The sequence below is a fragment of the Bacillus sp. ISL-34 genome (genome assembly GCF_018613325.1).
Classification (GTDB): Bacteria; Bacillota; Bacilli; order Bacillales; family DSM-1321; genus Peribacillus.
Genome location: NZ_JAGGQJ010000004.1, coordinates 200,063 through 225,512, shown reverse-complemented (window position 1 = coordinate 225,512; position 25,450 = coordinate 200,063). Strand labels below are relative to the sequence as shown.

General features: G+C 44.1%; 20 protein-coding genes and 2 pseudogenes. 4 read left to right on the top strand and 18 right to left on the bottom strand.

All coding sequences use genetic code 11. The annotated features are described in order from the left end of the window. Positions 1–356 precede the first annotated feature (356 nt). From hisIE to J7E52_RS04835, 8 genes are all read right to left on the bottom strand, one after another. Positions 357–1,013 carry a bifunctional phosphoribosyl-AMP cyclohydrolase/phosphoribosyl-ATP diphosphatase HisIE gene (gene hisIE / locus J7E52_RS04870; RefSeq protein WP_214743930.1) on the bottom strand — a complete coding sequence of 219 codons (657 nt, stop codon included), beginning with the start codon at positions 1,011–1,013 and terminating at the stop codon, positions 357–359. After that, positions 1,010–1,768 (bottom strand): imidazole glycerol phosphate synthase subunit HisF, encoded by a 759-nt coding sequence (hisF, locus tag J7E52_RS04865; RefSeq protein WP_214743929.1) that lies wholly within the window; start codon positions 1,766–1,768, stop codon positions 1,010–1,012. Before hisF ends, hisIE begins: the two co-directional genes overlap by 4 nt. After that, entirely contained in the window at positions 1,769–2,503 is a 735-nt protein-coding gene (gene hisA / locus J7E52_RS04860; RefSeq protein WP_144478118.1) for a 1-(5-phosphoribosyl)-5-[(5-phosphoribosylamino)methylideneamino]imidazole-4-carboxamide isomerase, read from the bottom strand. It lies immediately after the preceding gene. After that, the gene (gene hisH / locus J7E52_RS04855) at positions 2,500–3,132 is read right to left on the bottom strand and encodes an imidazole glycerol phosphate synthase subunit HisH (protein WP_214743928.1); all 633 of its coding nucleotides are present in this window, start codon (positions 3,130–3,132) and stop codon (positions 2,500–2,502) included. The genes hisA and hisH overlap by 4 nt, the downstream gene beginning before the upstream one ends. Beyond that, positions 3,133–3,720: an imidazoleglycerol-phosphate dehydratase HisB gene (gene hisB, locus J7E52_RS04850; protein WP_214743927.1), complete on the bottom strand. Its 588-nt coding sequence runs from the start codon at positions 3,718–3,720 to the stop codon at positions 3,133–3,135. A 100-nt stretch (positions 3,721–3,820) separates the two neighbouring features. Further along, a complete protein-coding gene (hisD, locus tag J7E52_RS04845) occupies positions 3,821–5,101 on the bottom strand; it encodes a histidinol dehydrogenase (protein ID WP_214743926.1) in 1,281 nt (426 codons plus the stop codon). A 25-nt stretch (positions 5,102–5,126) separates the two neighbouring features. Beyond that, positions 5,127–5,756, bottom strand: a complete 630-nt coding sequence (gene hisG, locus J7E52_RS04840; RefSeq protein WP_214743925.1) for an ATP phosphoribosyltransferase — start codon at positions 5,754–5,756, stop codon at positions 5,127–5,129. Beyond that, complete coding sequence (locus tag J7E52_RS04835; RefSeq protein ID WP_214743924.1) at positions 5,749–6,933, bottom strand: ATP phosphoribosyltransferase regulatory subunit; 1,185 nt, start codon at positions 6,931–6,933, stop codon at positions 5,749–5,751. Before J7E52_RS04835 ends, hisG begins: the two co-directional genes overlap by 8 nt. Before the next feature lie 531 nt (positions 6,934–7,464). On the opposite strand from J7E52_RS04835, the pseudogene J7E52_RS04830 reads away from it, so the two are divergent. Both J7E52_RS04830 and J7E52_RS04825 read left to right on the top strand, forming a co-directional pair. Then, positions 7,465–7,878 (top strand): annotated as a pseudogene (locus tag J7E52_RS04830) (class D sortase); the annotation flags it as partial. Positions 7,879–7,952: 74 nt separating this feature from the next. Further along, the gene (locus J7E52_RS04825) at positions 7,953–8,096 is read left to right on the top strand and encodes a YwzD family small protein (protein ID WP_214743922.1); all 144 of its coding nucleotides are present in this window, start codon (positions 7,953–7,955) and stop codon (positions 8,094–8,096) included. A gap of 35 nt (positions 8,097–8,131) precedes the next feature. On the opposite strand, the gene J7E52_RS04820 is transcribed toward J7E52_RS04825, so the two are convergent. From J7E52_RS04820 to J7E52_RS04775, 10 genes are all read right to left on the bottom strand, one after another. After that, a complete protein-coding gene (locus tag J7E52_RS04820) occupies positions 8,132–8,650 on the bottom strand; it encodes an acyltransferase (RefSeq protein WP_063233944.1) in 519 nt (172 codons plus the stop codon). Continuing rightward, positions 8,647–9,315 (bottom strand): pyrophosphatase PpaX, encoded by a 669-nt coding sequence (gene ppaX, locus J7E52_RS04815; RefSeq protein ID WP_214743921.1) that lies wholly within the window; start codon positions 9,313–9,315, stop codon positions 8,647–8,649. The genes J7E52_RS04820 and ppaX overlap by 4 nt, the downstream gene beginning before the upstream one ends. After that, positions 9,305–10,249: a nucleoside recognition domain-containing protein gene (locus J7E52_RS04810; RefSeq protein WP_214743920.1), complete on the bottom strand. Its 945-nt coding sequence runs from the start codon at positions 10,247–10,249 to the stop codon at positions 9,305–9,307. The genes ppaX and J7E52_RS04810 overlap by 11 nt, the downstream gene beginning before the upstream one ends. 27 nt (positions 10,250–10,276) lie before the next feature. Next, complete coding sequence (lgt, locus tag J7E52_RS04805; protein WP_214743919.1) at positions 10,277–11,089, bottom strand: prolipoprotein diacylglyceryl transferase; 813 nt, start codon at positions 11,087–11,089, stop codon at positions 10,277–10,279. Between the two features lie 26 nt (positions 11,090–11,115). Beyond that, complete coding sequence (gene hprK / locus J7E52_RS04800; protein ID WP_137016681.1) at positions 11,116–12,051, bottom strand: HPr(Ser) kinase/phosphatase; 936 nt, start codon at positions 12,049–12,051, stop codon at positions 11,116–11,118. A 552-nt stretch (positions 12,052–12,603) separates the two neighbouring features. Then, positions 12,604–13,704 carry a DUF4097 family beta strand repeat-containing protein gene (locus J7E52_RS04795; RefSeq protein ID WP_214743918.1) on the bottom strand — a complete coding sequence of 367 codons (1,101 nt, stop codon included), beginning with the start codon at positions 13,702–13,704 and terminating at the stop codon, positions 12,604–12,606. 230 nt (positions 13,705–13,934) lie between these two features. Next, positions 13,935–16,814, bottom strand: a complete 2,880-nt coding sequence (uvrA, locus tag J7E52_RS04790) for an excinuclease ABC subunit UvrA (protein ID WP_214743917.1) — start codon at positions 16,812–16,814, stop codon at positions 13,935–13,937. Positions 16,815–16,820: 6 nt separating this feature from the next. Beyond that, positions 16,821–18,806, bottom strand: a complete 1,986-nt coding sequence (gene uvrB / locus J7E52_RS04785) for an excinuclease ABC subunit UvrB (protein ID WP_214743916.1) — start codon at positions 18,804–18,806, stop codon at positions 16,821–16,823. 218 nt (positions 18,807–19,024) lie between these two features. Then, entirely contained in the window at positions 19,025–19,255 is a 231-nt protein-coding gene (locus J7E52_RS04780) for a CsbA family protein (protein ID WP_034309928.1), read from the bottom strand. A 189-nt stretch (positions 19,256–19,444) separates the two neighbouring features. Beyond that, positions 19,445–21,028, bottom strand: coding sequence for a catalase (locus J7E52_RS04775; RefSeq protein WP_396020250.1), 1,584 nt, complete (start codon positions 21,026–21,028; stop codon positions 19,445–19,447). A gap of 288 nt (positions 21,029–21,316) precedes the next feature. Between J7E52_RS04775 and J7E52_RS04770 the strand changes: the two are divergent. After that, positions 21,317–23,540: pseudogene (locus J7E52_RS04770) on the top strand (MMPL family transporter). Between the two features lie 649 nt (positions 23,541–24,189). Then, complete coding sequence (mltG, locus tag J7E52_RS04765; RefSeq protein WP_214743914.1) at positions 24,190–25,326, top strand: endolytic transglycosylase MltG; 1,137 nt, start codon at positions 24,190–24,192, stop codon at positions 25,324–25,326. The last annotated feature ends 124 nt before the right edge of the window (positions 25,327–25,450 follow it).

Below are 25,450 nucleotides of genomic sequence, written 5' to 3'. Positions count from 1 at the left end.
CACACCTATTAACGGAGGGCACAGTTAGTAGACAAAAGGGGTTTGGAAAATATCTCTTTCATCATTGATGTCCCGAACAAAGCAACACCTTCAAATCTCAGGTATGGTTTCTACCAAAATTTTGTAGCAGAAGTTGATTGGAGAGGAAGGTGCGAGACTCCTGCGGGAAAAGCGCGTCTAGGGGAGACCCGCAGGCACAAGCCGAGGAGGCTCCCGGACCGCCCGTGGAAAGCGAGTGCCTGGAGCGGAAATCAACGTCCAAATTGTACAAGCCATAAAAAAACTAAAGACAAACTTGATTTTCATCGAGTTTGTCTTCAGTCTGAGCCCTCCAATTGACGGAGGGCTTTCACCATTCATTCAGTTTCTTTCGGTTCATCCTTATCGGCATGTCTAGCCTTCAATACATCAAGAACTGCTTGGAAAGGCAACTCCTGCTCCTGAAGAAGAACGAATAAGTGATAGAGAAGATCGGCACTTTCCATCGAAAGTTCCTCTGCATCGCGGTTCTTAGCAGCAATGATCACTTCTGCGGCTTCTTCACCGACTTTTTTCAGGATCTTATCAACACCCTTATCGAATAGGTAGGTAGTATATGAACCTTCAGGCATTTCCGATTTTCTTTTTTTAATCAAGTTTTCTAATTCCGTCAAGAAAGTCACATTCGCCTTCACGTCTTGTCCGGCTTCACTGTTTTGATAAATCGTTTCGTTAAAACAGCTTGTTGCCCCTGTATGGCACGCAGGACCTGCAGGAACGACCCGAACGACCAATGCATCTTGATCGCAGTCATACTTCATTTCGATGATTTTCTGGGTATTACCGCTGGTTGCTCCTTTATGCCATAATTCATTGCGCGAACGGCTGAAGAAAACCGTTTCACCTTTTTCAATCGACAATTGCAGTGATTCTTGATTCATATAAGCAAGGGTCAGCACTTCGCCGGTTCCTGCATCTTGAATAATTGCCGGTATCAGGCCTTTTTCGTCGTATTTAATAGTTTCAAGATTCATCGTACAACCACTCCTTGTTGTTTGAGAAACGCTTTGACTTCTTTGACGGATGTTTCTTTATAATGAAAAATCGATGCGGCTAATGCTGCGTCGGCTTTACCTTCTTGGAAGGCTTCCTGGAAATGTTCAGCGTTACCAGCCCCGCCTGAGGCGATGACCGGCACCGAAACGGCTTCAGATACCGCTTTTGTCAAAGCGATATTAAACCCTTGTTTCTCGCCGTCACAATCCATGCTTGTCAATAGTATTTCACCTGCACCGCGGATTACGGCTTCCTTCGCCCACTCGATCACTTCCCATTCAGTCGGTTTCCGACCGCCATGGGTATAGACGCGCCATGACCCAAGCTCTTCTTCATATCGGGCGTCTATGGCGACCACGATACATTGTGAACCAAAATAATCAGCACCTTCATTAATTAAATCAGGGCGCAGAATGGCTGCTGTATTTAAGGATACCTTATCGGCGCCAGCTCGTAGGATCTTCTTCATATCCGCCAATGAATTAATGCCGCCGCCCACCGTGAACGGGATTGCCAAGCTGCCCGCTACCGCTTGAACGACGTCGACGATCGTTTCCCTGCCTTCATGTGATGCGGAAATATCCAGGAATACAAGCTCATCTGCACCTTCTTGGTCGTAAAACGCTGCAAGTTCGACCGGGTCTCCAGCATCCCTAAGGGAAACAAATTGTATGCCTTTGACTACGCGTCCATCCTTTACATCGAGACATGGAATAATTCGTTTAGTGAGCATTTAACCACGCACCTTTTCTAGCGCTTCTTCTACAGTAAAGCGATTGGTATAAAGCGCCTTGCCAATGATTGCCCCTGCAATGCCTTGGGCTTCATACTCCTTGAGGGTGATAAGGTCTTCGAGTGAACTAATGCCGCCCGAAGCAATCACGTTTTTACCGGTTGCCTCCGCCATGGCCAATATACCTTTCACATTCGGACCTGAAAGCATCCCATCCGTCGCGATATCCGTCACGATAAAGGTCTCGGCACCAGCATCGGCCAGTAATTTGCCAAGATCTATCGCAAGGGTCCCAGACGTTTGAAGCCAACCATGAGTGGCAACCCTGCCATCCTTCGCATCGATCCCGATTGCGATATGACTTCCATATTTCCTAATCATATCTTTAGTGAAATCAGGGTCTGAAACGGCCGTACTGCCTAGAATGACACGTTCCACCCCATTATCCAAGTAATGGGCTATATCCCGTTCCGTACGGATGCCGCCGCCGATTTGAATGCGGGCTCCTAACTCACTTGCAGCTTTAATTACGTATGAATCATTGATGCGTACGCCCTCTTTAGCTCCGTCAAGGTCAACCATATGAATCCAATCGGCTCCTTGGTCCGCAAAGCTTTTAGCCATATCGAAGGGGGAATCGCCATAAACGGTTTCCTGATTGTAATCTCCCTGGATTAAGCGGACGCATTTGCCTCCGCGCATATCAATCGCCGGGTAAATAGTAAAGTTGCTCATGCTTCTTCCTTCCCTTCTACTAATGACAGATAATTTCTTAAGAGTGACATGCCCATCTTCCCGCTTTTTTCCGGATGGAACTGCATGCCGAACACATTCCCTTTACCGACGATTGCCGGAACTTCCACATCATACCTCGCCGAAGCGGTAATGAATGATTCATCCGTATCGACATAGTAGGAATGGACGAAATAAACATGTTCCTCTTCCAGACCCTCGTTCACTGGTGACGTGTGTTTAAATTCAAGACGATTCCAGCCCATGTGCGGCACTTTATAAACCTTGTCATTCGCATCCACTCCCTTAAAACGAACGACTTTTCCCGGGATGAGGGATAATCCTTTTGCCGGTCCATTTTCCTCACTTTCATCAAAGAGAAGCTGCATACCAAGGCAGATGCCTAATAGATGTCCTCCATCGGCTACATATTCCCTCAGGAATTCATCCAGCTTTTGTTTTTCCAAGAGACTCATGGCATCCCTGAAAGAGCCAACACCGGGAAGTATGATTCCTTTCGATTTTGAAAGTTCTTTTGGGTCATCGGAAATGAATGAATCGGCACCAAGGCGCTCAAGCCCTTTACTTACAGAAAATAAATTCCCCATGCCATAATCGACGATCCCGATCATTTACAACATTCCTTTCGTCGAAGGGATGCCTTTGACACGTGGATCGATGGTCGTAGCTTCATCCAATGCACGTCCCATCGCTTTGAATATTGCTTCGATCATATGATGTGTGTTGTGACCGTAATGAACGACTACATGCAGGTTCATCCTGGCTTCAAGGGCGAATTTCCAAAGAAACTCGTGCACCAGTTCAGTATCGAAAGTACCGACCTTTTGCGAAGGAAACTCAGCCCGGAACTCTAGATGCGGACGATTGCTTAAATCGATGACAACCTGGGCGAGTGCTTCATCCATAGGTACGAAAGCATTTCCGTAACGCTTTATCCCGCGCTTGTCTCCAAGGGCCTCCAATAACGTCTGACCTAAGCAAATGCCAATATCTTCAGTTGTATGGTGATCATCCACGTCTGTATCTCCGTTTGCATCTACGGTCAAATCAAACTTTCCGTGTTTCGTGAACAAATCCAGCATATGCGTCATGAACGGAACGCCCGTCTTAATGGACGAATTACCTTCCCCATCCACGCCAAACCTCAAACTTATTTCCGTTTCATTCGTCTTTCGCTCCACACTAGCAAAACGTTCCATTACAACTCCTCCTCAACGGGGTAAGACCCCTTTTCCCAAGATGTAAAAGCATGTCAAAAGTCTTTATATCAGTGATTTCACGTATTTTAATAATTCAGGATTATTTCCCGCATTCATTCACACCACGTGATTCAATGGCACGGGCGTGAGCCTCAAGTCCTTCCATTCGGGCAAATGCTGCGATTTTTTCTGCATTTTTGCGGAAGGCCGTTTCACTATACATGATGACGCTCGATTTCTTTTGGAAATCATCCACATTCAGTGGGCTGGAAAAACGGGCGGTTCCATTGGTAGGCAGCACATGATTGGGACCTGCAAAGTAATCCCCTACGGGCTCCGAACTAAAGCGGCCAATGAAGATTGCCCCGGCATGCCGGATTTTAGCCATGATTTCAAGTGCATCATTGGCCACAATTTCCAAATGTTCCGGTGCAAGTTCATTAATCGCCTCAACAGCTTCCGCCATATTCCCGCATACAACGATTCTTCCATAATCCCTTATGGATGCTGCAGCAATATCATGGCGTGGAAGTAACGCCACCTGCTTGGTCACTTCTGCTGCCACTTCTTCTGCAAGAGACGTTGACGTCGTGACCAAAACACTGCAAGCACGAGCATCATGCTCCGCCTGTGACAGCAAGTCTGCCGCAACTTCTGCAGCGATGGCGGTTTCGTCCGCCAATATCGCTATTTCACTTGGACCAGCTATCATATCAATGGCGACATCTCCGAATACTTCGCGCTTCGCTAACGCCACGTATATATTTCCCGGACCCACTATTTTATCCACTTTCTTAATTGTTTCCGTCCCATAAGCTAGGGCAGCTATGGCCTGAGCCCCGCCAACTTTATAGATTTCCTTAACTCCGGCAATTTTGGCAGCTGCCAAAACCGCTGGCGATAATTTTCCATCCTTCCCTGGCGGAGACACCATAACGATCCGTTCCACCCCCGCGGCCTTCGCAGGTAACGCATTCATCAGCACTGACGAAGGATATGCCGCTGTGCCTCCAGGTACATAAACACCTACAGCATCAAGTGGTGTCAATTTTTGTCCTAGCATCGTTCCCGTATCATCAGTCGTAAACCATGAATTCCGAATTTGTTTCTCGTGAAACATTCGAATATTATTCGCGGCTTCTTGTATAATATCAAGCTGCTCAGCAGTTAAGGTCGCTGTCGCTTCTTCCATTTCCTGCTCCGATACAAGCAATTCCCCTGTACTGACGCCATCGAAACGTTCGGTATAAGTATGTAAAGCGGCGTTTCCGCTTTTCCTGACATCATAAATAATATCCTGGACCGCTTTTCTTTGATCGGCAGTACCTGCGTCAACCGAGCGTTTCAGTGAAATCCCTTCAGCAAACCGTTCTATTTTCATACCTTCACCTCATTAGCGATTCTTTCTATTCAATAATTTCTGCTAGACGTTCCACGATTTCTGTAATCCTTGTTTCTTTAATTCGATAGCTGACAGGGTTTGCTACCAGCCTCGAAGTCACATTGGCGATTTTTGCATATTCCACAAGACCGTTTTCCTTCAATGTCCGCCCGGTTGAAACGATATCGACGATTCGTTCAGCTAAACCAATTAACGGTGCTAACTCAATAGACCCATTCAACTTAATGATCTCGACTTGCTCCCCCTGCTCGCGAAAATAACTGGAGGCAACATTCGGATATTTACTGGCTATTTTGGGGGCGATGTCACTCATTTTCGTACCAGGCAGACCAGCTACAGCTAAATAGCAGGCACTGATTTTCAAATCAAGTAACTCATAGACATCACGTTCTTCCTCTAGCATGACATCCTTTCCTGCAATTCCAATGTCAGCGACGCCGTGTTCCACATAGGTTACGACATCCGTCGGTTTAGCTAAAATGAACCTCAGATTCTCCTCTTCCACTTCAAGGATCAATTTTCGGGAATCATCAAACTCGGGAGGGAGACGAAAACCTGCACTTCTTAATAGCTCTGCCGCTTCTTCAAAAATTCTCCCTTTCGGCATGGCAATCGTTAAAAAGCTATTATTCATCTTTTCCATTCCCCCCATTCCCTACGAATAAATGCACTTCTGAAAATGTCCGTGTAAAAGCATCGACATTTTGGACGACTGTAATATCTTGAATCGTTACCAATTTTCCTTCGGAACGTTTTATTCTTGCAAATTCAATTGCTTCCAATCTCCGTTCGGGACTATATAAAATACATTCTGGCGCAACAGGCTGGATCGGCTCCCCAAGAGCTTCTGCAAGACGATCCACCCGGATTGCAAAACCTGTGGCCGAAGCATTCCAGCCGAACTTCTCCAGCAGATTATCATACCGGCCGCCATTGCCGATTGGCGAACCGACTTGTCCGGCATACACTTCAAATAAGGTTCCCGTGTAATAGCTCATATGACTGACCAATGTTAAGTCGAAGCTCACATATTGTTCAACGCCAAATTCTTTCAGCTGCGCAGACAATTCCTTCAGTTCAGCCAAAGAATCCTGCCCTTTATTATTTTCAACCAACCCTAGCGCCTTTTTCAGGGTCCCTTCACTGCCACGTAAGGAGGTAAATTCGATAAGCCGTTGTTTATCAATGGATGAAAGCGGCAGTGATTTAACATGCTCGCGATAGCCAACATAATTCTTTTCATACAAAAACTTCCTTAATATAGAGGCTCTTTCCTCCGTACCTAGAATGCTCAAGAAAAATTCTTGCAGAAATCCAATATGTCCAATGGAAATCTTAAATTCCTGAAGCCCGGCAGCCTTTAGAGCATCCGCAAGCAGGGCAATCATTTCAGCATCGGCATTTATAGACTTATTTCCGATACACTCAATACCAATCTGTTCGAATTCTGCCGGCCTGCCTCCTTCACGCTGCTGTGCCCGGTATACATTCGCGGAATAGGCCAGGCGAAGCGGAATTTGCTGTTTTAACAGTTTGGATGCTGCGACCCGTGCAATGGGGGCTGTCATCTCGGGACGGAGTACGAGCGTATGCCCCTGGGAATCAAGAAGTTTAAATAACTGTTGATCCAATATTGCCGAAGCCTCGCCAATTGTTTCATAATATTCCAAAGCAGGCGTTTCAATAAATTGATAGCCCCACTTCTTGATTTCATCACTCATTTTATTTCTGGCCGACACTTTCGTTTCATACAGCACAGGCAATGTATCTCTCATGCCTAACGGTTTTTCAAACATAAATGGCTTTGTCACGACTGCACATCCTTTTGAAATATTGATTACTATCTATATCCAATCGATCCGCCTATTGGCAAAACCGATTTACTATTCCTTTTTTTCTTACCCCTTTATCTTTCCAATGTTTCAAGCTTAAATCCAAATTTCGGATAACATATAAAAATAGTATCAAATAAAGTGACATAATCATATAAATACTCACAATAATCTAATAAAACACTTTAGTTCGCTAATATGGTAGCAGGTTGAAGTTATTAATAGTTTACCCCTGCCCCCACGTTACGTCAAGGAAAATATGCCTGATCCCATTACTTCAAACCAAGGCTGTTTTCGATATTCTTCATGATTGGTTTAGATCCAAATACAAGGAATTATACCTTTTCCCCAGACGATTCTTCCTGTCTTTAGCCATTCATTGTTATTCAAACGCCTATACACTGTTAAAAGGCTATGCCCTGTATAAATGGAATGAATCTGATACAACGGAAGCGACGGCTAAGCTCCCCGAACCGGAAGACGAAGGCAGATATTCCCGATGGGCTTGAACTATATGAAGAACGGCCAGAGACAGGTGATTTGATGGGTGAGCTCAATATTCCAAAAATCGAGGCAACACTCCCAATTTACCATGGAACGGACGAAGATGAACTCGAAAAGGGCGTCGGTCATTATGCAGGCTCCGTCCTCTCAGGTGAAAAGGATAATTCCGTTTTATCCCGTCATCGAGATAAAATTTTCAGAGATCTAGGCGAAGTCGGCAAGGGTGACTTTCTGATTGCCGAGACAGAAGCCGGTACGTTTACATATAAAGTGAGGAAGGTTCGTATCGTCGATGCAGATGACCGTACCGTGATCGTTCCCAAGCCTAAAGCCGCACTTACAGTAACAACCTGCTATCCTTTTTCATATATTGTAGTGCACCGTATTGGTTGCCGATTTATTGAATTCGGAAATAGATAAATGAGATAGGGGGCTGAAGTTGTTCAGCCCCCTCTTCATAAATCTTTAATAGGTGATAGGAGGACAAGCTCAATATGGATAAACAGGCACAGGAAAGGTTTTTTCGTATTTTAAAAGAAACGTATGAAGCGACGGTGAACCGGGAAAATATATCAATCAACGAAGTGATAGAGCATCTAAAGAATGAACTGACTCCGTTATACCAAAAATGCCATTAAAAAGGACCTGCCACATATACGGGCAAGTCCTTTTTTCATAAGGAAGTTTGCTGCTCCCTTTCAAGCATTTCTTCTTTGGTATATATGATTTTCATTGGATTTCCCCCAACGAAAGCTCCCTCCGGAACATCCTTATGAACAAGCGTGCCGGCAGAGACAATCGCCCCATTTCCAATTGAAAGTCCTGGAAGAATGGTAGAATTGGCTCCAATCAATACTTCATCCCCAATGACTACATCACCTAAACGATATTCATGAATCAAATATTCATGAGCAAGAATCGTCGTATTATAGCCAATGACAGTATTTATTCCAACCGATATTTTTTCCGGAAACATCACATCCGGCATGACCATCAAGGCAAACGAAGTATGCTTCCCGACTTTCATATGTAAAAAAGTCCTGTATAGCCAATTCTTCATGCCCAGAAAAGGCGTATAACGCGCTAGCTGTATCACCACAAAATTCTTTACGACTTTCCAGAATGGAACGGTCTTATATACATGCCATAGTGAATTAGCCCCTTCAACTGGATAGCGGGACGTGCGTCTCATTTTCTGGCCTCCGTGAGCTTTTCAACCTCAACGATATTCAATAAATCTGCCATCTGCTCAAGCATATAATCAGGGTGATAACTTTCCAAGAATTCACGGCCTTTAATGGACCATGAGACCCCTGCCGTTTTTGTACCTGTGTTCTTCCCGCCCAGAATATCATGATAACTGTCGCCAATCATGATCGCTTCTTCAGGAACCGAACCGAGTTGATTTAAAGCTTTTACCAAAGGCTCTGGATCCGGCTTTGCTTTTTCCACCTCATCCAGCGTGACCACCACTTCAAAGAATTGATCCAGTTTGCTTAAACGCAGGCCCTTTTCGACGACATCACGCTTCTTTGTCGTAACGACTGCCAATTTATAACCGCTCTGCTTCAATGTTTGAACGGTTTCGAACACCCCGTCAAATTGTGTCACAAGCAAATCATGGTTTTTCCAATTATGCTCCCGATAGTAAGCGATCATTTCATCCACTCGTTTTGGATCAATGGAAGTGAAAGTATCAACCAAAGTCGGTCCGATAAATGGAATGATATCTTCCCGATTGAACTTTCCAGGACAAAAGTGGTTTAAAGTTTCTGTAAAAGAGGCGATGATCAATTCATTTGTATTGATCAACGTCCCATCAAGATCAAATAATAATGTAGTTATGTTACTGTTCATATACAGCTCCCTTTCTCTGTACCCTGTCAGCCCGATTCCATATATACGCAACGGCCATCGTTAAAATAATGGCAGTGAGTAGCCGAATAAGTAACAACGGCAAGACAGGAATCCCCAGCGGAATAAAAATCAGTGTGTCTTCTACAACAGCATGGCAGGCAACTAAAAAGATGAATGCAATCGTCATATCCTTCTTTGAAACATTATCCTCTTTAGCCGCTTGAATCATTACGCCTGCCCCATATGCCAAACCGAGAGTCAGGCCTGTAACGAAAGGCATGGAAGCATTCGGCTTCATCCCCAGGACCTTCATGAAGGGAGCAAGGGCTTTCGAAAAGGCTTCCAGCCATTTTAGATCTTTCATGATTTGAACCGCCACCATGAGCGGAATAACGATGATTGCCAGCTGGCCGATTCCTGAAAGGGCCTGGATGACCCCATGCAAAAGGATTGCACCCGCTCCATTAATCTCTGCAGCCTCCCCGATAGCCACTCCTTGGGCCATTTCAGATCCGCCCTGCCACACAAGATTGATGACGATCGCTGATAAAAGCGCAAGCCCGATCCGTACTGTTAGGATGATCCACAGCTTGACACCGGTTTTCATCGCCACACCTGACTCGATCAATAAATTATGTGAAAAAGATAGCATCATAGCGATAATAAAAACTTCTTTCACAGTCAAATCAAGCGTTAATATGCCAGCGATCGCTGCGTACAAATTCAGGAAATTCCCTAACACGAGCGGAATTGCCGCATCCCCTGGAAGACCGATGAGATTCATCAAAGGCGCTATCAAGTTAATGATGAATGGCAATACAGGCGTATATTGAAGCACAGTGACGATCAAAGTAACTGGAAATATCACTTTTCCCAAAGACCAAGTTGTATTCAAACCTGAAAGAAGTCCCTTTTTAACCGAATCTACTAACACTATGCCCTCTCCCTTTACACATATTCCCTATGCATCTAAATATCTTTTGTCTGCATGCCCACTGACCCTTCTATAGACCACTAAAGCAATGGCTACCGCTACCAACACAATCGAGATCACTTGTGCGATACGCAGTGATTCCGTCAGCATCAAACTATCCGTCCGCAATCCTTCAATGTAATAACGGCCGATGGAATACCATATTACATAGGTTAAAAATAGTTCCCCCCTGCGCAAGTTCACTTTCCGTAAACTTAAGAGAATAATGACACCGACGATATTCCAAATCGATTCATACAAAAAGGTTGGGTGATAATACGTACCGTTTATGTACATTTGATTAATGATGAATTCAGGCAAATGCATATTTTCCAGGAATGACCTTGTTACTTCTCCACCATGCGCTTCCTGATTCATGAAATTACCCCAACGGCCAATCGCCTGCCCCAACAATAAGCTCGGTGCAGCAATATCCACCAGCTTCCAAAATGAGACTTTCTTGACCTTGGCAAAAACGATTGCAGTCAGCACCGACCCAATCAACGCACCATGTATGGCAATTCCGCCATTCCATATTTTTATGATATCTCCCGGGTTTTGTGAATAGTACTCCCATTGGAAGATCACATAATAAATACGGGCACTAATGATCGCGATCGGGACAGCAAACAAAATCATGTCAGTAAATATTTCCTTATCAAGACCTCTTCGCTCAGATTCCCTTAAAGCGATAATAAGACCCAATAACACACCGAAACCGATGATTAGTCCATACCAATGTACCTGGATGGGACCTAGATCTATCGCTATTGGATTCAGCGGCTGTATTCCTTGTTCCATTTTGTCCCCTCATTTCCTATAACCTTTTAAAATTCATCATGTTCCGGATCTGCAATGGCATGGTTCAAGCGATCTGAAAACTGTTCTGCAGCATTTACTCCCATTCGCTTCAGGCGGTAATTCATGGCCGCCACTTCAATGATGACAGCTAAATTTCGCCCTGGACGGACAGGTACGGTAATTTTCGTCACTTCCGTATCGATGATTTTCATTTTTTCTTCATCAAGACCAACCCGGTCATACTGCTTGTTTTTTTCCCATAGTTCCAGATTGATGACGATTGAAATCTTTTTATTGCTCCGGACTGCACCAGCTCCAAAAAGTGTCATTACATTAATGATTCCCAATCCTCTTATTTCTAGAAGGTGTTCGATTAAATCCGGGGCATTCCCGACCAGCGTATCTTGATCTTCCTGCCTGATTTCGACGCAGTCATCGGCTACGAGACGATGACCCCGTTTCACTAATTCGAGGGCTGTCTCACTTTTACCGACGCCGCTTTTGCCGGTGATCAACACACCTAACCCATAGATATCCACCAATACACCATGAACAGCAGTAGTTGGTGCCAACCTGCTTTCAAGGAAATTGGTCAGGCGGCTGTATAACCTTGTTGTCTTCATATTAGATCTCATCACAGGAACGGATTCCCGCTCAGAAGCTTCGATCAATTCTATCGGCACTTCCTGACCACGCGTAATGATGATGCCTGGAGTAAAGTCCCTGCATAACTCTTCCATCCTCTGTACTCGATCCGGTTCATTCAGCCGATTAAAAAAGGACATCTCCGTCATGCCTAAAAGCTGTACTCGATCTGCGGGATAATAATCAAAAAAACCGGCTATTTCAAGTCCGGGACGAGATAAATCACTCGTGACGATTGGTCGGTTAATTCCTTCTTCCCCACTGATAAGTTCTAGACCGAACGCTTCTACTATATCCTTTGTACGGACTTTTGCCATATATCTTTCCTCCTTTTGGAGCGATGCTATTTTTTGAGATACTTTTTCTATTTTAGCATTTTTCTGTTAATAACCAAACAAAGCATTATCGATTTACCGTTTTTTTATTCACTCCTCCCGCATGATGGCAGCGGGAAGGTCCCCGTGAAGAGGAAAGAGAAGAGAGGAACATACATGAATTCTTATACCAAAATAAAAGAATGCTTGCTTTTTTTACTGGCGGGCTCACTTTGTAGGGAAAAGGGGTTCGGAAAACGTATCTTTCATCAATTAATGTTCCCGAATCAACTCCTAAAGGTTGGCTTCTATACAAGATGTTGATTTCCGCTCCAGGCACTCGCTTTCCGCGGGCGGTCAAATAGCCTCCTCGGCTTGCGCCCGCGGGGTCTCCCCTAGACGCGCTTTTCCCGCAGGAGCCTCGTACCTTCCTCTCCAATCAACTTTGTTATTAAATTTAGAACAAACCATAATAAAAATGCAGGCAAACTCGATTTTCATCGAGTTTACCTGCATTCTGAGCCCACCGGTTATATACAGCGGTCTTTCTATTCTTCAGGAAACCGTTATCGCTGCAGTCTTGGTTTCTGCAAAAACATGAAGCACAGGAACCTCTTCTTTAACCGTCTTAAACTTTAGGACCTTCTGAACCACATCACTTTTCTCTTCGATGATGGTCATCCCTTCCAAAGTTACATTAAAGTTTCCTAAATTCGATTTCAACTCTCCTTCAATCGCCTTGCCTGGTGGCAGGGTCAGCTGGACTTTTCCAGTGACTGACTTAGCATGGATCGAATCGCAATCCATTCCTGAATTCGTACAGATGATTTCCCCATTGAAAGTTTGGACATCCAATTTCTTGAAGTATCCATCGGCATTAATCGCTCCATTCAGGGTCTCGGCTTCCAAGTCATTAAAGTTGGTATCTGAAATGGTGATCATCCCATTACCTGTTTCAAGCTCACACGAATCCCCCGTACCCTGTATGATATGAATGGCACCATTCGCCGTTTTTGCTTTAAGGTTCTCTGATTTCAATGATTCAGTCGTGATTGCTCCATTGAACAACCTTACATGTATGTCCTCATATTCCTTCCTTGGAATGTACATGACCGTATCAACCTTTATGGATTTTTCACGAACCTTGAACTTCAATTTTCCATTTTCAATCGTGAAATCAACTTCTTCTAAAAAGTTTTTCCTGGCTTCTTCTATATCCTCCACACGGTATACCCTTGCTTGGCATTCAACCCGGACATCATTATGGTCCCATGCGGCGATTTTTATTTTCCCATTTGCTATATCTACATCAACTTCATTCAGGAGATCATGATCATGCTGGAAAATATGACTGACCTCCACAGATTTCCCGAAATTGAAATCAAGGTCCGTTTCTTTGATTTTCTTAAAAGCACTTTCAACGAAATCAAAAATCTTTTCTTTCGATGACTGGATATTCTTTTTAAACGTATCCTGTGTGCTTCCTTCGCTTTTCTTATCCACGACTACCGTCGATAATTCATTTTGCAATTTCTGCTCTTTAGCTTCACTTTCCTGACTGGCTTTATCTAATTCTTCCAAAAGGCCCATGGCTTCTTCCGCTGATAACTTTCCATCCTGAATCATTTCTAAAATTTTCTTTCTTTCCTCCTGCATGAACATTCCTCGCTTTCTTCTATCATTTTATTCATACATACGCCTAGATATCTAAAAAGTTTCATAAATACCGTTTTTCCCATCATTCGACAAAGGAAAATGACAATTTCCGAAGCGGAAGATGTATGATTTCCCTGGAAATATCTCCTTTTCCGATTCTTTAATCAAATGATTGATTAAATGCACACCGTCATCTTTCTACAAAAAAACAAGCCTGATGGCTTGTTTCTTTAAGCATGTTCATGCTCCGTTTCCTTTTCTTCAATCCAATTTTCCATGCGAATTTGATCACGGGTAAGTACAGGTTTTAAGTATTTTCCCGTGTACGATTCGGAAACTTCACATATTTTTTCTGGTGTTCCATAAGTGACGATCGTACCGCCCTTATCTCCGCCTTCCGGTCCCAGGTCAATAATATGGTCCGCCGTCTTGATGACATCCAGATTATGCTCGATCACCAAAACCGTATCCCCATTGTCAACCAGCCGCTGCAGAACCTTGAGCAGCCTTGCTATATCGTGGACATGAAGTCCGGTAGTTGGTTCATCCAGGATATAAAAGGAGCGCCCAGTGGAACGGCGATGCAATTCAGAAGCAAGTTTCACCCTTTGCGCTTCACCGCCTGATAAAGTGGTAGCAGGCTGTCCAAGCTTAATATAACCTAAACCAACGTCAAAAATCGTTTGTAGCTTCCGTTTGATTTTTGGGATATTTTCAAAGAAACTAACGCCTTCCTCGACTGTCATATCGAGAATGTCGGATATATTTTTCCCTTTATATTTCACTTCAAGAGTTTCCCTGTTATAACGTTTCCCATGACAGATTTCACACGGGACATAGACATCAGGGAGAAAATGCATTTCTATCTTGATAATGCCATCACCTCGGCATGCTTCACAGCGGCCGCCCTTTACATTGAAGCTGAACCTCCCTTTTTTATAACCGCGGATTTTCGCTTCATTAGTCGAGGCAAACACGTCACGAACATCATCGAATACACCCGTATAGGTAGCTGGATTCGATCGTGGGGTTCTGCCAATCGGTGATTGGTCAATATCAATGACTTTATCTAAATGCTCAATTCCCTTGATCTCACGGAAATCGCCTGGTCTGGCTTTTGCCCGATTCAGCTTTTGAGCCAATGATTTATGGAGGATCTCATTCACTAATGTACTTTTCCCTGACCCCGAGACTCCTGTTACGGCCGTAAAGACCCCAAGTGGGAATTTCACATTAACGTTTTTCAAATTATTTTCCTTGGCACCTTTTATCTCGATGACACGACCATCATTTTTCCGGCGTTCCAATGGCAATGGAATAAATTTCTTCCCTGCTAAATATTGGCCCGTTAAGGATTTAGGATTATTCATGACCTCTTCCGGAGTTCCAGCGGCCACTATTTCCCCTCCATGCGCTCCTGCTCCAGGACCAACATCGATCAAATAATCCGCAGCAATCATCGTATCTTCATCGTGCTCGACAACAATCAGTGTGTTGCCGATTTCGCGCATATTCTTCAATGTTTCGATCAATCGATCGTTATCCCTCTGATGCAGCCCTATTGAAGGTTCATCCAAAATATAGAGAACTCCCGTCAATCGGGAACCGATCTGCGTCGCCAATCTTATTCGCTGCGCTTCACCGCCTGATAATGTTCCTGCTGCCCTGCTCAACGTCAAATATTCCAAACCTACATTAGCCAGGAAACCGAGACGCTCACGAATTTCACGTAAAATCAATCTCGCAATTGCAGCTTCCTTTTCAGTCAAATCAAGCTCATCGAAAAATACTAACGCTTCTTCCACTGATAAAGCTGTCGTTTCACTTATATGGACCCCTTGAATGAGCACGGAAAGACTCTCTTTTTTCAATCGATGACCCTTACAAGTTGGACAGTGATGTTCTGACATATATTTCTGCATTTGCTCACGAATATAATCTGAACTCGTCTCCTTGAAGCGCCTTTCAATGTTTCTCAAAACTCCTTCAAAAGGAATATATCCTTCTTGCACTCTTCCAAAATCATTTTTATAACGGAAATATATCTTATCTTTACCTGAACCAAGCAAGATCTTATCCATCTTCTCTTCCGGCAACTCTTTAACTGGCACATCCATATCTATCCCATAATGGTTGGCTACCGCTTCAAGGAGCTGCGGATAATATTGAGAACTCGTCGGCTCCCATGGCGCAATCGCATGTTGACGGAGGCTTAAATCGTGATTGGGGATGACCAGATCACGATCCACCTCAAGCCTCGCCCCCAAGCCATCACAATCCGGGCAGGCTCCAAACGGGCTATTGAAGGAGAACATCCTCGGCTCTAATTCTTCAACCGAAAATCCGCAGTATGGACAAGCATGATGTTCACTGAACAGCAGCTCTTCCTCACCCATGACGTCAATGATGACTTTGCCTTCGCCAAGCTGCAAAGCACTTTCCAATGAATCTGCAAGCCGGGCCATGATACCCTCTTTAATGACAATCCGGTCTATGATGACTTCAATCGAATGTTTTTTATTTTTTTCGAGAGTGATTTCCTCACTGAGATCATGCATTTCCCCGTTCACACGAATGCGGACATATCCTTGTTTCTTAACTTCCTCCAAAACTTTTGCATGTGTCCCTTTTCGGCCTGAGACAAGCGGTGCCAATACCTGAAGCTTGGTTCGTTCAGGGTAATCAAGAATGCGGTCCACCATTTGCTCAATCGTTTGTGAGGTGATTTCAATATTATGGATCGGACAGGTCGGCCTGCCCACCCGTGCAAATAACAGCCTTAAATAATCATAGATCTCCGTAACAGTCCCTACGGTTGAACGAGGATTTCGACTGGTCGTTTTCTGGTCTATGGAAATGGCTGGTGACAAACCTTCGATCGCATCGACATCCGGTTTATCCACTTGGCCTAAGAATTGACGAGCATAAGCGGACAGTGATTCTACATAACGTCTTTGCCCTTCTGCATAAATCGTATCAAAAGCCAAGGAAGACTTTCCAGATCCGGATAATCCGGTCAGCACAACAAGTTTGTCTCTCGGTATCGTGATATCAATATTCTTTAAATTGTTGGCCCTGGCGCCTTTTATCACAATTTTATCCATTGCCATGTTTCGTCACCCTTCCGCTTTTAACTCTAGTAATAAATCACGCAGCTCGGCAGCTCGCTCGAAATCCAGTGCCTTTGCCGCTTCCTTCATTTCTTTTTCCATGCTTGCCATCACTTTTAAACGCTCTTTTTTAGGAAGCTTCGCGAGGCTTGGTGCAAGGTCTTCCTTATACTCTTCGCTTTCTTCGGCTACATGAGTCGCCCTTATGGAGTCACGGATATCCTTTTGAATGGTTTGAGGCATTATTCCATGCTCTTCATTATAATTTTCCTGGATTTCGCGGCGCCGCCTCGTTTCATTGATGGCAAGTTCCATCGAATTTGTGATGCGGTCTGCATACATGATGACGTGGCCGTTGGCATTACGGGCTGCACGGCCCATCGTTTGAATAAGAGAACGTTCCGAGCGAAGGAACCCTTCTTTATCGGCATCCAGAATGGTCACTAACGACACTTCCGGAATATCCAGGCCTTCCCTTAAAAGATTGATTCCAACGAGTACATCATATTTGCCCATTCGAAGTTCCCGGATGATTTCTATCCTTTCCAAGGTCTTAACTTCCGAATGAAGGTATTGGACCTTGATGCCGATTTCCTTTAAATAATCAGTTAAATCCTCAGACATCTTTTTCGTCAAGGTCGTAATGAGCACACGTTCGTTCTTTTTGACGCGCTCCTGTATTTCACCGATCAAGTCATCTATCTGCCCTTCAATCGGCCGCACTTCTACCGTCGGATCCAGCAATCCGGTAGGACGGATGATCTGCTGAACCATTTCTGGCGTATGTTCGAGTTCATATGGTCCCGGAGTTGCCGAAACGAATATGGATTGATGGACCTTTTTTTCAAATTCTTCAAATCTTAACGGGCGGTTATCTTTTGCAGACGGCAGACGGAAGCCATGATCGACGAGCACTTGCTTACGCGCCTGATCTCCATTGAACATTCCGCGGATTTGCGAAAGGGTTACATGTGATTCATCCACGACCAATAGGAAGTCCTCTGGAAAGTAATCGATTAAAGTGTATGGTGTCGCACCTGAGGGACGAAGTGTCAAATGGCGGGAATAGTTCTCGATCCCTGAACAAAAGCCCATTTCCCGCATCATTTCCAAATCATAACGGGTCCGCTGCTCCAAGCGCTGTGCTTCAAGGAGTTTTTCATCTTCCCTTAATTCCTTCAATCGCTCTTCCAGTTCCGTTTCGATATTTTGAATGGCTATCCGCATTTTCTCTTCGCGGGTTACGAAGTGGGAAGCCGGGAAAATGGCGATATGTTCACGTTCACCGGTAATTTCACCAGTCAGGGCATCGACTTCACGGATACGGTCAATCTCATCCCCGAAAAACTCGACCCGTACGCAATGTTCATCACGTGAGGCCGGGAAAATTTCGACCACGTCGCCGCGAACGCGGAAGGTCCCCCGTTGGAAAGCAATATCATTTCGTTCATATTGAATATCAACGAGTCTGTGCAGCAAGGCATTCCGGTCTATTTCCATGCCTGTTCGGAGGGAAACGACCATCTCCCGGTATTCTTCTGGAGAACCGAGTCCATATATGCACGAAACACTGGCAATGATGATGACATCTTTCCTTTCGAACAAAGACGAGGTCGCCGAGTGACGCAGTTTATCGATTTCATCATTGATGCTTGCATCCTTTTCGATGAATGTATCCGTGGATGGAACATAAGCCTCTGGCTGGTAGTAATCATAATAGCTAACGAAGTATTCGACGGCATTATTAGGGAAAAACTCTTTAAACTCACTGTAAAGCTGCCCTGCCAACGTTTTATTGTGGGCAATGACAAGAGTCGGTTTATTGATTTGTTGAATCACATTGGAAACGGTGAACGTTTTCCCTGTCCCCGTTGCCCCCAATAACGTCTGCATTTCCTTGCCTTCCTTAATCCCTTCGACCAGCATTTCAATTGCTGCCGGTTGATCTCCTTGAGGAGAGTATTTTGAGACTAACTCAAACTTATCCTTCACCAAGCATAGCCTCCTATTGAAATATTTTTATATGAAAACGGGACATGCCTATATCCCTTCTATTTATTCCGGTTTGATAAAGTATATATACACATTCTACCACAATAGCCTTAAAACAAACCAGCAATAAGCGAACATCCATTCTATTTTTGTTTTATGGACTTCATGGTGTGTTGAGGGGAATGACAAGGCTGGGTACAAAAAAAGCACCTTTGATGTCAGGCGCTCTTGGATGTACGTTTCATCATTCTTTTTGATAACCAAAATCCCACAGTAAGGGATAAGGCATCGACGATGATCAATAAGTTTGTATGCGTATAACCTTTATATGCGGAAGCTGTAATCAAGGCAACAGTTAAAACAAGGCCCACGACATTGTTATAGGTGACTCTTGAAAATAGCATGACAAGTAGACAAGGAAGGAAAAGGGCAGAAAGAATTTTAATCATTTTTTCATCTCCTTTATAAGAGAAAAATAGAGTAGTTTCAGTTTAAATGATTATCATGTTTTTTGCCAATGTATTCCCACTTGATTTTCAAGGCATCATCAGAAGAACATTCCACACATCCATCAATTATGCCCATTAAAAAAAGAGGCAAACCCCTTTAAAGGAAAGTTTGCCTCTTTTTCAGTCCAATCAATATGGATCCGCTTCATGTCCTTTTCTAACGGCGTCCTCAGGGTTATCCGTCCCACCCAGAGGTTTTGAAGAGTCTGTATGTTCAGAAGCCGAGGCCAGTCCCTCTTTCAATCTGCGGCCATACTCTTCATCGGCCTCCTCGGCAAGTGCTATCATTTTTTCCTGAATGCGCTTGTCGGCAGGAGCCAATGCCGCCACTAAATTGGAAATTAAATCATCTTTTTCCCAATCCTCGAATTCACGGAATGTTTCCCCGGCCTGTTTCGTATTGTTTTGGCGATCGATCGTCTCACGAACAAGTTTCCCCTCCACCATAGGTGTATGCTCCTTGCCCGTCTGCTTGGCTTCCTTCAAGCCGCCGATAGTAGATGGTTCGTAGTTGATGTGGGGGCTTTGACTGCCTCTGCCAACTTCATATTGCATCTGTCCGCCAGTCTGATTCGTGGCTGTTCGTTTCTTTGGAGCATTGATCGGCAATTGCAGATAATTCGCTCCAACACGGTGACGTTGTGTATCGGAATAAGAGAATGTACGCCCCTGTAACATCTTGTCATCAGAAAAGTCCAGTCCATCCACTAGGACACCAGTGCCGAATGCAGCCTGTTCGACTTCAGTGAAGTAGTCTTCAGGGTTTTTATTCAATACCATGGTACCGACATGCAGCCATGGGAACTCATCTTTCGGCCAGATCTTCGTATCATCCAGCGGATCGAAATCCAACTCAGGATGATCATCATCACTCATGATTTGTACGTTGAGATCCCATTCAGGATAATCCCCGCGTTCGATCGCTTCATATAGATCCTGTGTGGCATGATTGAAATTCGTAGCTTGAATTTCATTGGCCTCTTGCTGTGTCAGGTTCTTGATCCCTTGTTTCGGTTCCCAATGATACTTGACAAGCACTGCTTTCCCTTCCTCATTCACCCATTTATAAGTATTGACCCCTGACCCCTGCATCATGCGGTAGTTAGCTGGAATGCCCCATGGGGAAAACACAAAGGTAACCATATGGAATGTTTCAGGCGAACTCGCGCAAAAATCGAAAATCCTCCTGCCGTCCTGAATATTCGTGACCGGATCCGGTTTGAAGGCATGAATCAAATCCGGGAATTTCATGGCATCACGGATAAAGAAAATTTTCAAGTTATTGCCTACAAGGTCCCAGTTACCATCTTCCGTATAAAATTTAACGGCAAATCCTCTCGGGTCACGTAACGTTTCCGGGGACGTCCCTCCATGAATAACGGATGAGAATCTCACGAATACCGGGGTCTTTTTACCTTCTTCCTGAAAAACCTTCGCTCTCGTATATTTTGAAATCGGCTCGTCCCCCGCTTTACCGGTCGGAACGAAATAACCATGTGCACCTGCACCGCGGGCATGCACGACCCGCTCAGGAATGCGCTCCCTATCGAAGTGGCTGATCTTTTCCAGGAAATCATAGTTCTCAAGTGTACTAGGACCTCTGTTCCCTACAGTTCTAATACTCTGGTTATTCGTTACCGGGTGCCCTTGCCTGTTCGTTAAAGTTTCTTCCGATTCTTCATTTGTTTTTTTGGATTTATCAGACAAAAAAATCCCTCCTCTGTTAATAAAAGCCACAATACTACTATACTTTCCCCTATTCCCTATATTTCACTCTTCAATCTTCAAATTTAATAGAAATTATTTAAATAAGTACTTTTCCCCTATCTATCGATGAGCATATATTCATGCCATGAACAACTAGTCTGAATCATATAATGATAAGAAAGCCTTGAAGCATTTAGTGGAAACATGGAGTGAGTATACCCATTTTTGTATATGTCAACAGCACACCATTATAATGAACTAAGGATAAAAAATTCAAAAAGCGGGGTGCCGTCATTGGACGAATCAATATTAGGAAGACTTGGCAGGATGATGACCGGAACAATCAGTCGTTGGGTTGTCATTGCTGCATGGATAATTGCAGCAATCCTATTAACCATCACATTGCCTGCCGTTAATGATCGAACAGCAAATAATGCCGTTGACTTACCTGAAGACTCACCTTCTGTCGTGGCTGATGAACTTATTAAAGAAGAGTTTCCAAATACCTCTGGATTACCTGCCCTGCTTACATGGCATCGGGAAGGTGGACTGACAGAGGCCGACTTGGGCGAAATACAGTACCTTTCCAAAGAACTGACAGATAACCCATTGACACAGCAATCTTTTTTACCGCCGCTTCATGAAATTCCGTTGCCTGCTCTTCAAGGATCGGTTTCAGAAGATGGAACGACTTTCGTACAGCCGCTTTTCTTTAAAGAAAAGACCGAGACGGAAATTCTCGAAAAAAATCTTGAAAGCATTAATGAAACAGTATCGGAACGGATTGGATCGGACCCATTCAAGGTCCCGACAGATTCAGATGAATTATCCCTTCGAGTAACAGGCCCTGTAGGGATATCCGTCGATGCAACGGGATTATTTTCAGGTGCTGATTTCAAATTGCTATTAGCGACAGTAATACTTGTACTTGTCGTGTTATTACTCATTTACCGCTCCCCGCTTTTAGCCATCATTCCTTTAATCGGAGTAGGCTTCGCCTATATTGTCACAAGCCCGATCCTTGGATTCATGGCAGATCATGGTTGGATTACAGTCGATTCACAGGCCATTTCAATCATGACCGTATTATTATTCGGTGCCGGTACGGATTATTGTCAATTTTTAATTTCTCACTACAGAAGTGAATTAAGAAATCATGAAAGCAAACGGAAAGCCATGATCGCCGCATTTAAAGATTCATCAGGCGCCATTGCGATGAGCGGACTTACGATCGTCATCTCCCTGCTAACATTGCTTGTAGCCAAATACGGTGCCTACCACCGTTTCGCTGTACCATTCGGCTTGTCCATTTTAATCATGATGCTGGCAGCTTTAACACTTGTACCCGCATTGCTTTCTGTATTCGGAAGGGCCTCCTTCTTCCCAATCGTTCCGCGTACACTAGAAATGGAAGAAACACGGGCCAAGAAAAAGGGAACAGCCGTCAAAAAGCATAAAGAAGGCCGCATCGGTAACTGGATTGGTCATATCGTTACAACCAAGCCTTGGACCGTCATTCTTACATGCTTGATCATCTTCAGTGTATTAGCTGGATATTCTTCACAAATAAAATATTCATATGATATTCTCTCTTCCTTCCCTGAAGATATGAACTCCCGTGAAGGCTATTCTGTCATTTCCGACTCGTACTCACCGGGCGAACTGGCACCGGCCACAGTCGTTGTCGACACGGATGGTGAAGATATCGATTTAACGCCGGCATTAGAAGGTATGAATATTGTTGAAGGTGTTGCCGATCCAGTCACAAGTAAATCCAATAAATCTGCAATCCTATGAGGTCACATTCAACATCAATCCATATGATATCGAGGCAATTGATTCCATTCCGGAAAACCGCATAATGGCGGAGAAAGAATTGAAGGCCGCCAATATATCTTCCGTCGAAGATAAGGTTTGGATCGGCGGGCAAACTGCGACACAATTCGATAAAAGGGATACCGTAAAAGCCGATGAATTCATGATCATCCCGATCATCATCGTCCTGATTTCCTTGCTCCTTTTAGCCTACTTGCGATCTGTGACAGCCATGGTGTATTTAATGGGAACAGTGATTCTCTCATTCTTTGCTGCTATGGGCTTAGGTTGGATAATCCTGCACTATTTAATGGGTGTCGATGCCATAGAGGGGACAATCCCACTTTATTCTTTCGTATTTCTTGTTGCACTTGGAGAAGATTATAATATTTTCATGGTTTCAAGCATTTGGCGTAAGAAAGAAACGATGCCAATCAAGCAGGCCATCAGAAAAGGCGTTGCCGAAACTAGCGGTGTCATCACTTCCGCCGGAATAATCTTGGCGGCCACTTTTTCCGTTCTAGCCACACTTCCGATTCAAGTATTGGTTCAATTCGGGCTCATTACTGCTATTGGTGTGTTAATGGACACATTCATTGTGCGCCCGTTCCTTGTTCCTGCGATCACCGCCCTGCTTGGCCGCCATGCCTTTTGGCCAAGTAAAATGACCAAAAAACAAGAAGAGAAAGAACATGCCAATTAATAAAGGTAGTCAGCTTTACTCTTCTTCATACAAAAAAACCCTGTGCACCATAATTTCATAGGGTTTGAGTTTGTTGACAAAAGGGGTTTTACCTAAAATTTCAAAACAAAGTTGATTGGAGCGGGTGTGCGAGACTCCTGCGGGAAAAAGCGCGTCGAGGGGAGACCCCGCAGGCGCAAGGCGCCGAGGAGGCTCCCGGACCGCCCACGGAAAGCGAGTGCCTGGAGTGGAAAAATCAACATTCGATTCAAGACAGTTACAAAAGAGGTTCCATCTAAATTTCAAAACAAATTTGATTGGAACAGGTGTACGAGACTCCTGCGGGGAAAGAGCGTCCAAGGGGAGACCCAGCAGGCGCAAAGGGCCGAAGGCGGACCGCCCCGCGGAAGCGAGTGCCTGGAGTGTAAATTAACTACAACCCTCAAAAAACTGTAGACAAAGATATCACTATTTTCCTATAAAATAAGACCTGTATATTGACAAAACTAGTGCCTTTTTGCCATAAATAGAGTAGTGATGAATGTAGTTTTGCAAAAAACATGTAATTATTTGTTGATTTTAGTATAATGTTCGAAGCAAAGCTTAATTAGAGAAAGCATCATCTAGAAACCATTCTGTAGTTGGTGTGGAGTTTGCAGGGGGAATGAAAATGGATGAAAAAGATAAAAATTTATCTAAAAAGGAACATATCCGAATGAAATTGTTAGAACAGCAAGGAGAAGCCAAGCTGGTTCGTAAAATCATCATGATTACGATAGCTTCGCTTATTGTACTAATTGGTATAGTTGGTCTTGTGGGCTTTTTATATATCAACTCAGCCATGAAACCGGTCGATCCCGATGATGACACCATCAAGAAAGTGAAAATCCCAATCGGTTCTTCCGTTAACGGAATTTCAACACTGCTTGAAGAGCAGGGGATAATCAAGGACGCACGTGTATTCAAATATTATATTAAATTCCGCAATGAATCCGGTTTTCAGGCAGGTGAGTATAAATTATCACCTTCCATGTCAATTGAAGATATCGTCACAAGCATCAAAACCGGAAAACTCATGAAGGAAGCTGCCATGAAGATAACGATTCCTGAAGGAAAGCAGCTTATCCAAATTGCCGATATCATCGCAGTGAAGACGGGTGAAGATCCGAAAAAGGTTTTTAAGAAATTGAATGATAAGAAATTCGTTAATTCCATGCAAGAGAAATTTCCGCAGCTCTTGACGTCGGAAATTGAAAATGAAAAGGTTTTATATCCGCTTGAAGGATACCTTTTCCCAGCTACTTATGACTTTTATGAGGAAAAGCCAACCCTGGAATCGATCGTCATCGAGATGCTGAAGAAAACCGAAGAGACATTGCAGGTATACGAGACCCAGATGGACAAAAACGATTATTCCGTACACGAGATGCTGACCTTCGCTTCGCTTGTTGAAGAAGAGGCGACGGCACAGGTCGATCGCGGAAAAATAGCTTCCGTCTTTTTCAATCGTATTGAGGAAGATATGCCGCTTCAAACGGATCCGACCGTTTTGTATGCGAAAGGTTCACATAAGAGCAGGGTGTATTATAAAGACCTTGAGGTGAAATCCCCTTATAATACGTACAAGAACAAGGGGCTGCCTCCAGGGCCGATTGCAAATGCCGGAACGACATCGATCGATGCGGTACTGAAACCTGAGAAAACGGATTACCTATACTTTTTGGCAACACCTGAAGGGGAAGTCCTTTACTCGAAGACCTTGGATGACCACAATATCAAAAAGGCAGAGCATATTTCCAATAAATAAATAAAAAAATGCAATGAGACCGAGGGGGGAGAGATATTACTTTCCCCTTGTTTTTATGATAGAATAGTACAAGTGAATTTTAGATCCGGTTCCTATCGGTGACGTAACTCGGCGAATGCCGGGT

Bases quoted from the DNA above. Each gene is read 5' to 3' on its own strand.
- hisIE (WP_214743930.1), bottom strand. From the start codon at position 1,013: ATGAATCTTGAAACTATTAAATACGACGAAAAAGGCCTGATACCGGCA.
- hisF (WP_214743929.1), bottom strand. From the start codon at position 1,768: ATGCTCACTAAACGAATTATTCCATGTCTCGATGTAAAGGATGGACGC.
- hisA (WP_144478118.1), bottom strand. From the start codon at position 2,503: ATGAGCAACTTTACTATTTACCCGGCGATTGATATGCGCGGAGGCAAA.
- hisH (WP_214743928.1), bottom strand. From the start codon at position 3,132: ATGATCGGGATCGTCGATTATGGCATGGGGAATTTATTTTCTGTAAGT.
- hisB (WP_214743927.1), bottom strand. From the start codon at position 3,720: ATGGAACGTTTTGCTAGTGTGGAGCGAAAGACGAATGAAACGGAAATA.
- hisD (WP_214743926.1), bottom strand. From the start codon at position 5,101: ATGAAAATAGAACGGTTTGCTGAAGGGATTTCACTGAAACGCTCGGTT.
- hisG (WP_214743925.1), bottom strand. From the start codon at position 5,756: ATGAATAATAGCTTTTTAACGATTGCCATGCCGAAAGGGAGAATTTTT.
- J7E52_RS04825 (WP_214743922.1), top strand. From the start codon at position 7,953: ATGGATAAACAGGCACAGGAAAGGTTTTTTCGTATTTTAAAAGAAACG.
- J7E52_RS04820 (WP_063233944.1), bottom strand. From the start codon at position 8,650: ATGAGACGCACGTCCCGCTATCCAGTTGAAGGGGCTAATTCACTATGG.
- ppaX (WP_214743921.1), bottom strand. From the start codon at position 9,315: ATGAACAGTAACATAACTACATTATTATTTGATCTTGATGGGACGTTG.
- lgt (WP_214743919.1), bottom strand. From the start codon at position 11,089: ATGGAACAAGGAATACAGCCGCTGAATCCAATAGCGATAGATCTAGGT.
- hprK (WP_137016681.1), bottom strand. From the start codon at position 12,051: ATGGCAAAAGTCCGTACAAAGGATATAGTAGAAGCGTTCGGTCTAGAA.
- J7E52_RS04795 (WP_214743918.1), bottom strand. From the start codon at position 13,704: ATGCAGGAGGAAAGAAAGAAAATTTTAGAAATGATTCAGGATGGAAAG.
- uvrA (WP_214743917.1), bottom strand. From the start codon at position 16,814: ATGGCAATGGATAAAATTGTGATAAAAGGCGCCAGGGCCAACAATTTA.
- J7E52_RS04780 (WP_034309928.1), bottom strand. From the start codon at position 19,255: ATGATTAAAATTCTTTCTGCCCTTTTCCTTCCTTGTCTACTTGTCATG.
- mltG (WP_214743914.1), top strand. From the start codon at position 24,190: ATGGATGAAAAAGATAAAAATTTATCTAAAAAGGAACATATCCGAATG.